General features: G+C 40.6%; 17 protein-coding genes. 3 read left to right on the forward strand and 14 right to left on the reverse strand.

Translation table 11 applies throughout. The features are described from left to right. Positions 1–137: 137 nt before the first annotated feature. The 12 genes from ccsB to ACZ5AE_RS20890 all read right to left on the reverse strand — a co-directional run bounded on the left by ccsB (position 138) and on the right by ACZ5AE_RS20890 (position 10,649). On the reverse strand, positions 138–1,322 hold the full coding sequence (gene ccsB, locus ACZ5AE_RS20835; protein ID WP_464566479.1) for a c-type cytochrome biogenesis protein CcsB: 1,185 nt from the start codon (positions 1,320–1,322) through the stop codon (positions 138–140). Further along, positions 1,323–2,942 carry a cytochrome c biogenesis protein ResB gene (gene resB, locus ACZ5AE_RS20840; RefSeq protein WP_464566480.1) on the reverse strand — a complete coding sequence of 540 codons (1,620 nt, stop codon included), beginning with the start codon at positions 2,940–2,942 and terminating at the stop codon, positions 1,323–1,325. A 21-nt stretch (positions 2,943–2,963) separates the two neighbouring features. Then, positions 2,964–3,488, reverse strand: a complete 525-nt coding sequence (gene resA, locus ACZ5AE_RS20845; RefSeq protein WP_464566481.1) for a thiol-disulfide oxidoreductase ResA — start codon at positions 3,486–3,488, stop codon at positions 2,964–2,966. A gap of 98 nt (positions 3,489–3,586) precedes the next feature. Continuing rightward, positions 3,587–4,330: a 23S rRNA pseudouridine(2605) synthase RluB gene (gene rluB, locus ACZ5AE_RS20850; protein ID WP_464566482.1), complete on the reverse strand. Its 744-nt coding sequence runs from the start codon at positions 4,328–4,330 to the stop codon at positions 3,587–3,589. Positions 4,331–4,816: 486 nt separating this feature from the next. Beyond that, on the reverse strand, positions 4,817–5,353 hold the full coding sequence (locus tag ACZ5AE_RS20855) for a spore maturation protein (RefSeq protein ID WP_464566483.1): 537 nt from the start codon (positions 5,351–5,353) through the stop codon (positions 4,817–4,819). A 4-nt stretch (positions 5,354–5,357) separates the two neighbouring features. Then, positions 5,358–5,945 carry a nucleoside recognition domain-containing protein gene (locus ACZ5AE_RS20860; RefSeq protein ID WP_464566484.1) on the reverse strand — a complete coding sequence of 196 codons (588 nt, stop codon included), beginning with the start codon at positions 5,943–5,945 and terminating at the stop codon, positions 5,358–5,360. Then, the gene (locus ACZ5AE_RS20865) at positions 5,938–7,083 is read right to left on the reverse strand and encodes a D-alanyl-D-alanine carboxypeptidase family protein (RefSeq protein ID WP_464566485.1); all 1,146 of its coding nucleotides are present in this window, start codon (positions 7,081–7,083) and stop codon (positions 5,938–5,940) included. Before ACZ5AE_RS20865 ends, ACZ5AE_RS20860 begins: the two co-directional genes overlap by 8 nt. Before the next feature lie 192 nt (positions 7,084–7,275). Further along, the gene (locus ACZ5AE_RS20870) at positions 7,276–8,172 is read right to left on the reverse strand and encodes a superoxide dismutase (protein WP_464566486.1); all 897 of its coding nucleotides are present in this window, start codon (positions 8,170–8,172) and stop codon (positions 7,276–7,278) included. A gap of 111 nt (positions 8,173–8,283) precedes the next feature. After that, positions 8,284–8,772 carry a YpuI family protein gene (locus ACZ5AE_RS20875; protein WP_464566487.1) on the reverse strand — a complete coding sequence of 163 codons (489 nt, stop codon included), beginning with the start codon at positions 8,770–8,772 and terminating at the stop codon, positions 8,284–8,286. 17 nt (positions 8,773–8,789) lie between these two features. Next, positions 8,790–9,209 carry a hypothetical protein gene (locus tag ACZ5AE_RS20880; protein WP_464566488.1) on the reverse strand — a complete coding sequence of 140 codons (420 nt, stop codon included), beginning with the start codon at positions 9,207–9,209 and terminating at the stop codon, positions 8,790–8,792. 92 nt (positions 9,210–9,301) lie between these two features. Continuing rightward, positions 9,302–9,889: an SMC-Scp complex subunit ScpB gene (gene scpB, locus ACZ5AE_RS20885; protein WP_464566489.1), complete on the reverse strand. Its 588-nt coding sequence runs from the start codon at positions 9,887–9,889 to the stop codon at positions 9,302–9,304. Further along, complete coding sequence (locus ACZ5AE_RS20890) at positions 9,876–10,649, reverse strand: segregation/condensation protein A (protein ID WP_464566490.1); 774 nt, start codon at positions 10,647–10,649, stop codon at positions 9,876–9,878. Before ACZ5AE_RS20890 ends, scpB begins: the two co-directional genes overlap by 14 nt. 196 nt (positions 10,650–10,845) lie before the next feature. On the opposite strand from ACZ5AE_RS20890, the gene ACZ5AE_RS20895 reads away from it, so the two are divergent. Together ACZ5AE_RS20895 and ACZ5AE_RS20900 are read left to right on the forward strand one after the other, a co-directional pair. Beyond that, positions 10,846–10,947: a YjcZ family sporulation protein gene (locus ACZ5AE_RS20895; RefSeq protein ID WP_464566491.1), complete on the forward strand. Its 102-nt coding sequence runs from the start codon at positions 10,846–10,848 to the stop codon at positions 10,945–10,947. 129 nt (positions 10,948–11,076) lie between these two features. Further along, positions 11,077–11,715 (forward strand): DUF309 domain-containing protein, encoded by a 639-nt coding sequence (locus ACZ5AE_RS20900; RefSeq protein WP_464566492.1) that lies wholly within the window; start codon positions 11,077–11,079, stop codon positions 11,713–11,715. Positions 11,716–11,737: 22 nt separating this feature from the next. Here the strand turns inward: ACZ5AE_RS20900 and ACZ5AE_RS20905 are convergent, their stop codons facing one another. Further along, positions 11,738–12,088 (reverse strand): GNAT family N-acetyltransferase, encoded by a 351-nt coding sequence (locus ACZ5AE_RS20905; protein WP_464566493.1) that lies wholly within the window; start codon positions 12,086–12,088, stop codon positions 11,738–11,740. Positions 12,089–12,558: 470 nt separating this feature from the next. Here ACZ5AE_RS20905 and ACZ5AE_RS20910 point away from each other — a divergent pair, with 470 nt between their 5' ends. Then, positions 12,559–13,425, forward strand: a complete 867-nt coding sequence (locus tag ACZ5AE_RS20910; RefSeq protein ID WP_464573690.1) for a DUF1002 domain-containing protein — start codon at positions 12,559–12,561, stop codon at positions 13,423–13,425. 424 nt (positions 13,426–13,849) lie between these two features. Here the strand turns inward: ACZ5AE_RS20910 and lysA are convergent, their stop codons facing one another. Next, a complete protein-coding gene (gene lysA / locus ACZ5AE_RS20915) occupies positions 13,850–15,154 on the reverse strand; it encodes a diaminopimelate decarboxylase (RefSeq protein ID WP_464566494.1) in 1,305 nt (434 codons plus the stop codon). Positions 15,155–15,160 lie beyond the last annotated feature (6 nt).

A 15,160-nucleotide genomic window follows, 5' to 3' on the forward strand; every position in this document is an offset into this window, starting at 1 on the left:
TGCTATATGTTGAAAGCTAATAAACCCGCTAAAAAGTGTCAATAATTTGACAATCTAAATAAATGACAAAATGTTATTCCTATTATTAGAAAAAAGCCCTCACTTTATCGAAAGTGAAGGCTATATTTTGGCAGCAGTTATGATCCAGCATATGAATGGAGTCCAGCGATGATGAGATTGACGGCGACAAGGTTAAACATGATAATAACAAAGCCGATTACGGCAAGCCATGCGGACTTCTCTCCATGCCAGCCCTTTGACAGACGAAGATGCATGAATGCGGCATAAAATAACCAGGTTATTAATGCCCATACTTCCTTAGGGTCCCAGCCCCAGAAACGGGACCAAGCCATTTGCGCCCAAATCATCGCAAAGATCAATGCTCCCAGTGTAAAAACAGGGAATCCAATTAAAACTGAACGATAGCTAATCTCATCAACAAAATCAAGGTTTATATTTTTAACTAACGGTTTAAGTGCGGCAGAAATTCGCTTTCTAATAATCAGTCTAATGAGCCCGTATAGGATAATTCCACCGATCAATGACCAAATGACCGTATTTAGTTTTTTGGCATTAACAATAGCTGGCATCTCAACAAATGGTTTAAAGCCATCCTTTGTCAACAGTTCCCCTTCGTGAGGTCCTGTAATGGCAGGCATCGTATATTCGACAACTGCCTCGTTATCGTGCTTATCAACCCAATTAAATTTCTCTTGGTACCCAATTCCGGAGAAGATTGATGAAACGGCAACAAAGCCCAAAACTGTGACTAAAGAAAACATTACCACTTCGAGCCAAAAAGTTCGTTTACTAGATTTAGTTTGATCAATGGCTTTTACTAAATAGATAAGACCTGCGGCAAAGCTTATTGCCAAAATGGCTTCCCCAATTGCAGCAGTGGTAACATGAATATGCAGCCAATAGCTTTGCAGTGCAGGTATTAATGGAGTAATATCCCTAGGGAACATACTAGCATACGCGATGACCAGGATGGCTACGGGCATTGTAAACAGACCAAGCAGCGTAGTGTTGTAAATAAAATAAATCACGATAAACGCGCCGACAAGGGCCATTCCAAAGAATGTCGTAAACTCAAACATATTACTGACCGGTGCGTGTCCGGCCGCAATCCATCTGGTGATAAAATAGCCAAGCTGGGAAACGAAGCCCACAATCGTTAGAAATACAGCAATTTTCCCCCATTTATTCGTTTCTTTCTTTTCAGTACCTTTTTTCTCCTTGATAGAACCGCCGAAAAACAGCGTCGCTATTAAATATAGTATAAAAGCGATAAACAATAGATTACTGCTTAATGCTGCCAACTATACTACCTCCTTAACCTCTTTGTCCCTTTGAAGCTGATCCTCCGGCATTGTCAATTTGGTGCTTGCTAAAATCGCTTCAAGCTCCCGTTTCATGCCGTACCAATTCTTGTTTGTATGGGCGGCAATCCAGACCTGCCCGTTTTTGCGTTGAACCCAAATACGACGGTGGTTCCAGTAGGCACCTTGAATAACCCCAATCATAAAAATGATTCCGCCAATAATGAACACCCATAAAGAGGAATCCTTTCTAACAATAAACCCGGAAACATTTTTTGTTTCAATTCCCTTGAAGGCCAATTTATAGGCATTATCACCGAACGGTTCAATGGTCTGTCTGATGGCTACAAAACTGGTTTCCCCTTTTGGCTTGTCCGGTGTATTCATCCGGAAAATGAAGGCCGGGTTATTTGGTACCCGCGATTTTGTAGATGGTTCACCATTATCGTCAAATTCAAAATCTGGGAAATAGTTTAAAAGTTCCACCGAGTACCCATTACCTAGATCGTACTTCTCCAGCGGGTCTGTTAAGTCAACCTTTACATCTCCAAAGGTTTGATTTGTGCTCTTATTGGTAAGAGAAAAAGTCATCGCTTTAAATTCAGTTTTAAAGGAAGATTGAAAGACTGAGTAACCATCGAAGGAAAGCGGCTGATTTACTCTAATCTTATATTCCTCCAACTTCTTTAGCTTGGGCTTTTCTCCCGGTATTTTCTCTCCCTCGCGCTGGTACAGAACAACGTTTGATTGATAGTTCTTCACAACCTCGCCTGCCCTTTTAAGTGCCTTTTCGAAAGTCTTATTGTTTTTATCGTAATTCTCTAATATAAATTGATTGTTTTTAATATAATATTGTTCATTCGTTTCAGGAACTAAAGCGGTTTCCCCTTCCCGAACCCATAGGTCCTCATTCACATAAAAGCCGGGGATAAACCGGAGCATTCCGCCAAATAGGAAAATAATTAAACCGATATGGTTTACATATGGACCCCAACGGGAAAAACGATTTTTTTCTGCAAGAATATCGCCATTTTCTTCACGGACATGATATCGTTTTGCCTGCAAATGTTTTTTGACCGTTTCAAGGTCCGCTTGCTCAGCCTCGGAAGTGGTGCCAAACACCCGCTGGCGCTTGAGAAATCCCTCATGTCTTGTGACCCTTTGTGCTTTTAATGCCTTATACAAAGGTACTACCCTGTCAAGGCTGCAAATAACGAGGGAAATGCCAATCATGGCGATTAATAATAAATACCACCATGACCCATACAAATCATGAAAGCCGAGCTGGTAGTACAACTTTCCAAACCAGCCGTATTCCTGCTCGTAATACACATCCGGCGGCAGATTAATATACATTTCCTGAGGTAAAATCGTGCCTAGAATAGAAGCAACCAGCGTGATAATTATCAGCCAGACGCCGACCTTTACAGAGGAAAAGAAGTTCCATATTTTATCAATGATAGTTTTGTTATAGGTTTGCGAGCGGCGAGCACTGCCTTCATAGCGCATATCAAGAAGTTCTTTCTTATTGTCTGTTTCATCCAGTACCTTTCCGCAGGCCTCACATAACACAGTGCCGTGCGGATTTACATGCCCGCATTCACATTTTACATCTTTCATTAAAAAAACTCCCAACAACCATTAAGGTTTAATTTTCTCCATAAACTCCCTTACCATTTTTTCCGTCATTTCACCGGTATGATATTTCACAACTTCTCCGTTTTTATCGATTAAAAATGTTGCTGGCAGCGGGTTAATACCATAGGCTGTCATGACTTCTTTATCGGTATCGATCATAATCGGAAAATCCAGCTTATAGTGCTCAGCAAATTGGTTTACTTGCAGCTCGGATTCCTGTATATCAACTGATAAAACTTGAACCCCTTTGTCTTTATATTGCTGGTACTGGTTATTGATATATGGCATCTCTTTCTTGCAAGGTGGACACCATGTTCCCCAAAAGTTTAAGAAAACTCCCTGACCACGGTAATCGGATAAACGATGTTTATTCCCGTCCATATCCGTTAGTACAAAATCAGGAGCTTGTTCCCCAACTGCTACCTTTTGTTTTGTATCCTTTGTCAAATTGGCATATAGGCTATAAGCAACGGCAGCACCGAGAATAAGCAGAATAATCGTTCTCATCACCAATCGCCGTTTTTTCATTTGAATCTCCTCCATTTACTACTGAGCACAGTTAATCCAAATTATATCATTTATCAATGTACCGACAGTGTTTATCACATTATTTAATTGTGACGATTCTATGAATTTTTTCGCCGCTTCGATACGTCTAAAGCAAGTGCCCTTATCTGCTTCATCTCATGGGTTGTAAGTTCTCTAGCTTCTCCAGCCTTTAGCCCTGTTAAAGTTAAAAACCCATAACGTTCCCTCTTTAGCTTCAAAACTTCATGGCCGATTGCCTCGAACATTCTCCTTACCTGACGGTTTTTGCCTTCGTGAATAATAATCTCAACGATAGAGGTTTGTTTTTTCTTATCTACTGACAGCAGCTTCACTTTTGCCGGCGCTGTTTTTCCATCCTCCAGACGAATTCCCTTTTCTAGCTTTTTAAGATTTTCCCTTAAAGGAATACCTTTTACTTTTGCAACGTAAACCTTTTCGATTTCGTTCTTTGGATGCATAAGCAAATTGGCGAATTCGCCATCGTTGGTTAGCAGCAATAGTCCGGAAGTATCATAATCAAGACGCCCTACAGGGAAGATCCTTTCTTTTATGGCAGGAAAGAAATCAGTTACTACCTTTCGGCCTTTCTCATCACTTACACTTGAAATGACCCCTCTTGGTTTATATAAAAGGAAGTAAACAGACTCTTCTTTCTCAAGCGGAATTTCATTTACCTCGACTTTATCGGATGGTGACACCTTTACACCTAGCTCAGTGACAACTTTTCCGTTTACCTTTACCCTGCCCTCTTTGATCAAATCTTCAGCTTTCCTTCTGGACGCAATTCCGGCGCGGGCAATTACTTTCTGCAATCTTTCCATTCTTTCACCTCAAAAAATCAATCAATAGTATAGGGAACAAATATAATTTCGCTATAGTAATAATTCTTATTTTAAAAATGCATTTGTTCTATCCTACTGAATTATGACACAAATTCTCCACTTTTCAAAGTCTAAGCGGCATGCCTGATAAAATACAAAAAGCAGGCTCAGATATGAACCTGCTTTTTGTTGTATCTGGGTTATTTTTTTGATTGTCCATGCTTTTGGGCCTGTTGATTTCCGCTCCGGGCACTCGCTTTCCGCGGGGAGGTCCTGGCACGCCCGCGGAAAGCGAAGCGCCTCGGGACAGGCAAAGAGCAGCCTGTCCCTGCGATGATTATTCAAGGAAGCTTTCCTTAGTGGAGCGCCAATCAACAGACTTGTGGAATGCCTTTAATTACTAATAATTAAAGAAAATGAGTAAAATAAAAAGCTGTCGAATGCTTTCGACAGCCTGAGCAGGCTCTGTTAAGAACCTGCTTTTTGTTATTTTGTTCCGAAAATAAAGGCGACGACGAGGATGGATACGATGATACCGACTACGTCCGCCAAGAGGCCTACTTTTAAGGCATCACCCATTTTTTTAATGCCGACTGCTCCGAAATAAACAGTTAAAACATAGAAGGTCGTGTCGGTGCTCCCCTGCAATACCGATGCCAATCTGCCAATAAAAGAATCTGGTCCGTACACCGCGATTAAGTCACTGGTCATACCCAAGGCTGCCGTACCGGATATAGGCCGAATCAATAATAATGGGACGATTTCCGCGGGAATGCCAATCATTTTCATAAATGGACGAAACCAATCCATGATGGCATCAAGTGCACCTGATGCCCGGAATATGGAAATGGACACCAGCATACCGACTAAAAAAGGTATAATCGAAACAGCGATTTTTATCCCTTCCTTACCGCCCTCAACAAAGCTTTCGTAGGTAGGCACCTGTTTAATGGTGCCATAAATCAGGATAAAGCCTATTAATAATGGTATAAATGTCAGAGAAATCAATGAAATGAATTCCATAATATCATCCTTTTCGGCGTCTACGATAATAGAAATAACGATCGATGAGAACGGCCCCTATCGCCGAAAGGATAGTGGCAATAATGGTTGGAACAACAATTTCGGTAGGGGATGTTGAATGATACGTCATTCTGATAGCAATGACGGTTGTTGGGATAATGGTAATGCTCGCGGTATTAATCGCCAAAAAAGTGACCATAGACCTTGAAGCCGAGTTTTTTCCGCCGTTTAACTTTTTTAGCTCCTCCATTGCTTTGATGCCTAGCGGCGTCGCGGCATTCCCGAGGCCAAACATGTTGGAAATCATATTCGACAGCATATATCCCATAGCTGGATGTTGGACTGGTACTTCCGGAAACAATATCTTTACAAGCGGGCGAAATAATTTAGCTAGTTTTTCAAGAAGTCCTGATTCTTCCGCAATCCGCATCATTCCAAGCCAAAAGACAAGCACGCTGATTAGGCCAATACATAAAGTAACCGCTTCTTTTGCCCCATCAAATACCGCCCTGTTTACATCCTCAATGGTCCCATTAAACAGGGCAAACACAATCCCAATAACGGTCATTCCAACCCAGATATAATTAACCATGCGCGTTCACACCTATTAGTGAAAAAAATATTTTTTTAACACTTTCAAACAAACTATTGTCCTTTTTCGGTAAGCTTTGATAGTAAATAGGTGATTCTTTAACGGACCTTCCATCCAAATAAACAATAGCTTTTCCGACTACTCTCTCTTGTTTACTCTCATCATCCCACTTTTTATCAGGCTTAGTTAACTTATACTTAATGCTGAATAAGTCCATCTCTTGACTGGTTGCCGGGTAAACAATTGATTTCTTTAAGAACAAATGGTTTTGATAATATTTCGGACTTTTGATATCAATTTTTCCTTTTGTTAAGACTTCTGCCATATCATAATTTTTAAATCCGTTTTCGTACATGGAGATATGATCATCCCAATCGTTTGGGTCGTTCAAGGTAACTGCAATTAAACTCATATCACCTTTTGACGCTGTCGTTACCAGAGTCCGCTTGGCCCGTTTTGTATAGCCTGTCTTACCACCGGTTGTATATTTATACTTTGTTAATAACCGATTTTTGTTTTTCCATACCCTGTCCCAGCTTTCGGTTGGATTAGGAGCCCGATGCACCTTTGTGCCGGAAATTTTTTGATAGATTTTGTTATGCATTGCATAACGTGTCAGAATGGCCATATCATAAGCGGTTGAATAATGGTTTTCATGATCATCCAAGCCATGTGGATTCGCAAAATGAGTGTTTAACATGCCAATTTCCTTTGCCTTTTGGTTCATTAAAAAAGCAAAGCCATCGACACTTCCACCGACATATTCGGCGATAGCAACAGCTGTATCATTTCCGGACCGCAGCATTAACCCATAGACTAAATCCTCAAGTTTTATTTTCTCACCAGGCTTTAAGTATACCGATGAGCCCTCTGCACGCACAGCTTGTTCACTTACCTTTACATATTGATCTAGTTTTCCAGATTCGATTGCTAGAATCGCGGTCATAATTTTCGTAATGCTGGCGATTCGTCTTTTCGTAAAAGCATCTTTTTCATAAAGAATGCGGCCGGAATTTTGCTCAATTAAAACCGCACTAGCAGCACTAACATCAAAGGAAGCCTCGGCTCTCTGAGGATGATTAGCGGCAAATAGTGAGACTATGAGGCAAAAACAGGCTATTTTTAAAAAAATTCTCATTAGATATACCTCGTCCTCCTCTTTATTTAGTAAATTTTATGCAGGACAAGGTGTGATATGACAAAAAGAAAAGAGAAGCGCCTTGAACAGGGGCGCTCAAGGCTCTAGACAAGCAGATGAGAAGGCTGCAGCCCTGCAAGCCCCCTAGGAGCTGAAGCTGGACAAAAAGGAAGCGGGGGCACCGCTTCCTTGTCAAAAGGTAGACCATTTTGTGTCAATTGTTTTTTCAAATCTCATTTCTATATCGTGCCAGTTTACGACATTCCACCAGTTATTGATGTACTCGGCCCGGTTGTTTTTATATTGAAGATAATAAGCATGCTCCCATACGTCGAGGACGAGCAGTGGGATGGTATCCCACTGTGTCAGCAGCATGTGCCGTTCCGTTTGTAAAATTTCCAAATGACGTGCTCTTGGCGACCAAACCAATAACGCCCAGCCTGACCCTTCAACCTGTTTGGCAGCCTCGGTGAAATGGTTCTTAAATGCCGTAATGCTTCCAAAATAATTGGTGATTTCCTTTTGCACTAATCCGTACGGGTTTCCTCCGCCATTTGGACTCATGTTTTTCCAAAATATCGAATGAAGATAATGACCCGATCCGTGGAATGCGAGCTCCCGGGACCAATGCTTTACGAGGGAAAAATCGTTTCTTTCCCTTGCTGATTTTAGGTTTAGCTCTGCCTTGTTTATGCCCTCAACATATGCACGGTGATGCTTATCATGGTGAAGCCGCATAATATCCTCAGAGATATATGGCTCTAACGCGTTATAAGGATAGGGCAGCTCAGGTAGTTTATGGCCTCCCGGTGGGATTTGTTTTTCAATGGCCCAAATGGTCCCTATTTCCTGGTCACGTTTTCGGCTAAAATAATTTTCCAATTTACCGTGGATTTGCTCAGCTCTTGCTTGAAGACCGATCAGTTCTTCATTTGTAAGCTCTTTTCTTGAACCTTCAATCATATTCGTAAATTCATCAAGTTCATCCCATAATTCAGAGTTTTGGCTGACCCGTTCAGACTGCAGGAACTGCCGCATCTGCTCATTCCATTTAAATAATTCATTTACATACCCGCTAAACCGGCTCATTTTCTCCCCTTCCTTTCCGCTGCACGAGTCTCCCTAAAAGGTATGAGGAAAAAAGGCTGGTAAGAACAAGAGAAAAGGCTGACCTTTGCAAGGACAGCCGTAAAATAATAATTATTTGGATTGTAACATTTTCGTGCGATAATCTGTTTCATAATATTCCAGTTCTTCTCTTATACGCTGAAACTCACCTTCTAAGCCTTTAACCAATTGCTGGATTTGCTCGGCTGTAGTCCGGTAAAACTTGATAGAATTTTTCCCGGTATAAGCAGAACGGCTGTTTTCAAACCAGGCATCATTTTTGGGTGAGAAGAATTCCTCGATGCATTGATGATAAATCTTATACAAGGTTTTCTCGGCTGCAGCTTTTTGAAATGGATCTCCCTGCAAAATAACCGTACATGCTTCGAAACCCTCATCGCTGTACACAGCAAGCTTTCTTAAAGTTGAAAAGATTAATTTATGATAGTTAACGTCTTCATCATTTTCTACTTGCAATTGCGAAATCGTTGTTTCATTTAAAAAATCCCCAATTGCTGTAATAGTTTTTGCAAGGAAATTTTTAACATCTTGTAATTGTGATTGAACTAATGAATTCCCCATCTTAACCCCTCCTGTGTTTAATTAGGCTGCAAGATAAACTCTAGCGGCGAATGCAGCTGATAGCCGTTTTTTTGGTTTAGGCTTGAAAAGACTTCCGGCAATTTTTCAAAATTGATACCTTGAAAATAAGCAGCAAATTCTTGCTTGGAATTAATATAAAGCCGTTTACGCCCGCGTAAGCCTGGATTTTTCAACAAACAAACTAGGGCAACAATATCTTTAAAGCTCACCTCAAGTCCATCTTGGACAAAAATGGGATCTTGCTTAAATGGAGTAAATTCTTGAAAAATAGAATCAAAATAACGGACATACAAAACATGCAATGTTTTTTCAATCCCATCTTCCATAAATGTTATCTCACTTCTGTTAAAGAAATCCTCTGAAGTATTGGACTTTTCTTTTTCTAATTCATACCCTTTACATTCTTTAATCAGCAACTTAAATCCCGCTCCTTGTAAATATGCTTAAACCATTGTTGCATAAAAAAATATAGATAGCTCTATTTTATCATATATTCTCGGTGCTGATATTAAGAGTTCAATGTTTCTTGAAATTTTTCAAAAAATAAATCGGCTTCCTCCTGAACAACATCATCCTCCACTTTTTCAGGAAGAGGCGGCAGTTCCTTCAAGTTCTTCAAACCAAAATAATCAAGAAACTCTTTGGTAGTACCATACAAAATGGCGCGTCCTGTCCCCTCGGCACGGCCGGCTTCTTTAATCAGGGCCTTTGCCATAAGCGTGTTTAACGGCCGTTCCGTTTTGACACCTCGGATTTCCTCAATTTCAGCCCTGGTGATTGGCTGTTTATACGCGATAATCGCCAAAGTCTCCAAAGCAGCCTGCGACAATGTCGATGTATGTGGAGAATCAACAAGCTTTTTTAAGTAGTGGGCGTTGTCTTTCTTTGTCGCAAGCTGAAACGTCCCGGCCAGTTGAACCATCATAATTCCGCGATTTTCATTCGTTTCATACTCTTGTTTTAAATTCTCAATAATCTCATTTGCATGAAACTCATCCACTTCTAGAACCTCGGCGATTTGTTTAAGGGAGAGCCCTTCGTCTCCTGCGGCGAACAACAGGCTTTCCAATATACTCGTCCAATTAATGATATCCAACAACATCTGCTCCTTCTATTACAGCTTCAATTAAAATGTCCCCAAAGTTTTCTTGTTGATGGACGTTAACTTCCTTTCTTTTCATCAGTTCTAATATAGCTAGAAAAGTAACAACGATATGGTCCTTTGCCGGATAAGGAAATAATTCATTAAAATTTCTCTTACCCTTAAGATGCTTTAATTCTTCCATAATCTCGGTCATTCTTGTCTCAATGGAAATTTCCTGCCGGGCAATTTTCGTCACCATTGGCCGCTGCAGTTTCTTTCTTCTCATAAGTTTTTGGAATGCAGCTAGCATATCGTAAAGGGAAACATTCATATCTTTTTTCCCAGGCTGTACTTCCTTCGTAAAGTCTGATAAATCACTTGGCGGTTTGGTATACATAAGGGATCGCTCTTCTTCCATCGTTTTTAAATCGTGAGCAGCTTCCTTGTACTTTCGGTATTCTATCAATCGTTCAACCAGTTCGTCCCTCGGGTCTTCCTCGTAGGCTGTTTCGAGTGGGTCAACGTCTTCAAACTCTTCCTCATGCTTAGGAAGAAGCATCTTGCTTTTTATCGCCAGCAGTGTTGCAGCCATTACCAAATATTCACTGGCAACATCCAATTTTAATTCCTTCATGGTATGAATATAGATTAGATATTGTTCCGTTATCTGTGCCACGGGAATATCGTAAATATCAATTTCAAGCCCGTTTATTAAATGGAGCAGCAAATCAAGCGGCCCTTCAAATGCATCAATTTTCACCTGATAAGGCATTCATCTCACCAAAATTCTAAAATCATATTATACAAACGACTATTAATAGTATAGAGGATTCAGGATGGTTATCCAATAGAAAAATCAACCGAATACTCTGTCCTTCCCCAAATACTGGTAAGTTCGCCAATAACAATGGACAAATTCATCACATATGATGACATTGAAAGAGAAAAATTGACGGGAGGTAATAATTATGGCTGATGGAGCAGCAGGCTTCGGAATCGGCGGCGGCTTTGCGTTAATCGTCGTACTGTTCATTTTATTAATTATCATCGGTGCTTCCTGGGTTTGGTAAACAGAAAAGCGGAAGCGCCTTGCCCAGAGGCGACAGACATAAGACAAGCCGGCATGAAAGGTGCTTTTTAACCTTCGGGACGGATTGGCTTATGACCCCGAGCCTCTAGCCGCGCTGGAGCTGGACAATTTGATAACTGAGAAAGGACCCGTTTTTAACGGGTCTATTGTTTTGCAGCTAGGTCATGACCTTCAATTGCCGAATGTGTTAAACTGTACATATATAAAGAAACTGGAGGGGAAATGCTTGTACCCAAAAGAATATATCGAATTTTTAAGTCATTTTCATGGCGATAGGGATTATTTTGAGTGCCATGAAATACTTGAAGACTTTTGGAAAGGATCTGACCCTGGCAACAAAGAGTCTATTTGGGTGGGGTTTATATTATTGGCGGTATCAGCATACCACCATCGGCGCAAAAATTTTAACGGTGCACAAAGAACATTGAATAAGGCGATAACCATCATTTCTAACCAATCTTCCTTACTGCCAGATCTGGGTTTGGATGGCCAGCTTTTCCTTCAGACCATAAATGAACAGTTAATACGTTTGAGAAATCGCAAAGAATATGAAGATATGAATCTGCCCATAAGCGATCCTGAATTGCTTCAAGCGTGTATTAAATTGTGTGATGAAAAAGGGTTTAACTGGCAAAGGGAAAGTGATTTGTCAGATCTAGAGATCATCCACCGCCACAAATTACGGGACCGGTCAAGTGTCATTGCAGAAAGAAACAACGCAATATTAAAAAAAGGCAGCGGGGCTTAAGGCCGCTGCCTTTTTTCTATATTTAGCAAACATCACATTTCTCAATAAAAGAAGCTGTGTGCGCGTTCGAAATGATATTTTTATCCGGATACATTTCCTTTAGAGCTTTAACCATTCTTTTGCCTACTCCTTGGAAGCGGTGTGAGGGATTAACAGAAACATGTTGAATTTCCAAAGAATTGGTATCCTGATGATAAATCGCCCCAATCAGTCCAATAATATCTTCTTCCTTCCAAAGGAAAAGCCTGTGATTCTCTTCTGTCTCGTATTCCTTCATGGTTTGCTGGAGTTTCTTTAGATCTTTTTCGGTTGGCATAAAAGACATTAACCCCATCGCAATTTTTTCGAATGTTTTCTTATAGCGAATTAACATACGTATCCCTCATTATTTTCAATAAACCAATGGTTTGGTTTAACAATAGTGTATTTTTCAAACTGGTTTACTGATTTTCTTTATGCAGTATATGTATCTGAAAATCTTTATGTTCACTAACCACAATCATACCGAATTCGTCATCATTCTTCAATGGAAAATCTCTACTTGCCTGGCGCAATGAACATCCAATAGATAATTCCCCAAATAATTGAAATGGCAATAAGAATACCAAATAATGCCCAGTTATTTCTATTCATACAAAATCCCCCATTAGACTTACTTACCTGTCCTACATTCTACACCAAAATACAAAAATAATCCATTTCTCCTAAATCAGTTAATTTTTCATGAATAATTTGAACCTATGAAACTTCTAATTTGTTTTTATCGTTATATAATAATGGAATCGGTTATATTATTAAAGAAGATTTTTTTTATTGTCAAAAGCGTTTTATTTCAAGGAGGCTATTATGAAAAAATTATTGATACTCCTCACGGCTGTCTGTTTATTTCTTGTTCCTGTCCGCAGTTTTGCAGACATGGCTGAGGGAGATATGATTGTAACATTAGGAGAAAATTTAACAGAAACGCAAAAAAATCAATTGTTGGAGGAAATGGGCGCACCGAAGGATGTTCAAATTGTGACTGTATCCAATCAAGAAGAGCATCAATATTTAGGGAAATATGTCTCTATATCATTGATTGGGACGAAGGCAATTTCTTCATCAGCGATTACAATTGCACCAAGCGGTTCTGGCATAAAAGTTAAAACGAAAAACATTAACTGGGTTACAGATGAAATGTATGTGAATGCTCTGATCACGGCTGGCGTGAAGGATGCTGACATCTATATAACTGCTCCCATCTCTGTTTCCGGCACCGCAGCGCTGACAGGGATTATTAAAGCTTATGAGATTTCCGCAGATAAAACAATCCCTGAGGATATAAAGCAGGCGGCAAATCAGGAAATGGTAGAAACAGCCAAGCTTGGCGACGCAATCGGTGCAGAAAATGCTGCTGCCCTAATCGCAAAAATAAAAGAGGAAATTGCCAAAAACCAGCCGAAAAATGATCAGGAATTGCGAGCCATTATCGAGCAGGCCGCAAAAGAACTGAATGTTACACTTACCGAGGACCAGATTCAAAGGCTGATTGACTTATTTAATAAATTAAAAAGCTTGAACATAGACTGGAATCAGGTAAGTGACCAGTTGAACAAAGCAAAAGACCGTATTTCCAAATTCCTGCAATCTGAGGAAGGGCAGGGGTTTCTGGAGAAGGTCAAACAATTCTTCATTTGGCTTATTGACACAATTAAGGCACTTTTCTCATAGTTTTTTTCTATAAATGAAAACACGAATTTTTCAGAAAGTGGATTGAGGTAGAACATGTATATTATCTGTTAGGACGGTTCATGAGGCGTAGTTGAATGTATACAAACAAAAAGAGGCTGTCCCAAAAGTGTAACTTTTAGGTGCAGCCCCTTTTTTATGTATAGCTCCATTAAATTTGTCTGTTGATTTCCGCTCCAGGGGCGAGCGGTTCGCGGGCGTGCCGGGAAGCCTCGGCGCTAAAGCGCCTGCGGGGTCTCCCCAGCCCCGTACTCCCGCAGGAGTCGTCGCCCCTTCCTCTCCAATCAACAGAGTGAAAAATTAATTAACGACTTTGTACAATAAAATAAGAAAATCATTCCATTTGGCATTAAAAAACTGACCCAAAAGAGTCGTTATGCAACACTTTTTGGGTCAGTTTCTTTTATTATTTTAATGGTAAATCATATCTTACAAGATCTTCGTATGTTTCTCTTTTCACGACGAGGGTGGCTTTTCCGTTTTCGACGAAAACTACTGCCGGACGTGGAATCCTGTTATAGTTGTTGGCCATGGAATAGCCGTAAGCGCCAGTACAGAATACGGCTAAAATATCCTCATCCTCTTGCTCCGGTAATGGCAAATCCCAAATCAACATGTCTCCTGATTCACAGCATTTGCCGGCAATCGAGACAGTTTGAGATGCTTGTGCCAGCGGTCTGTTGGCAAAAACTGCCTCGTATTTTGCCTGGTAGAGTGCCGGTCGGATATTATCACTCATCCCGCCATCAACCGCCAAATATTTCCGGACACCCGGAACATCTTTGGAAGCTCCGACCTGATAAAGAGTAATTCCGGCATCTCCTACAAGAGAGCGGCCTGGTTCAATCCAAATTTCTGGCATTTTTAGTGAATATTCGCCAGCCAGCTTTTTAACCTCTTTAATGATTTCGCTGACATATTGCGACGGTGGAATTGGCTCGTCCTCTTTTGTATAGCGGATTCCAAAACCGCCGCCAAGATTTAAAACTTCTGACTCAAAGCCAATACGATCTTTCCATTCTGCCAGCTTTTCAACTATTTTCTGTGCTGCTAAGATGAATCCGGTTGTTTCAAAAATTTGCGAACCAATATGACAATGGATCCCAAGAACATTAAAATGGTCAAACGGAAGAGCGGAGGTTAATGCATTTTCCGCTTGGCCATTTTGCAAGTCAAATCCAAATTTTGAATCTTCCTGACCGGTCAATATATAATCGTGGGTATGGGCCTCGATGCCAGGAGTGACTCTCAGCAAAATATTTGTCTTCACCTGTTTCTCCAAACAGATTGCTTTTAACAGTTCCATTTCATAAAAATTATCAACGACAATGCAGCCAATTTTTTGGTCCACTGCCATTTCTAATTCTTCCCTGCTCTTATTATTTCCATGAAAATGAATCTTCTCGGGAGGGAAACCAGCTGTTATGGCTGTAAATAATTCACCGCCGGAAACAACGTCCAATGATAGACCTTCTTCCTCCGCGAGCTGCACCATTGCCATAGTCGAAAATGCCTTGCTGGCATATGCAACTTGAGCCTTTACATTTTGTTGTTCAAAGGTTTGTTTAAATCCCCTTGCCCGTTCCCTGATCAAAGCAACATCATAAACATACAAGGGAGTTCCAAAGTTTTTCGCGAGCTCGACAGCGTCGACACCGCCAATTTCCAGATGCCCATTGTTATTTACACCTGTTGTACCGTAAAAATACATTCCCTT

Source organism: Neobacillus sp. S1227 (assembly GCF_055385255.1).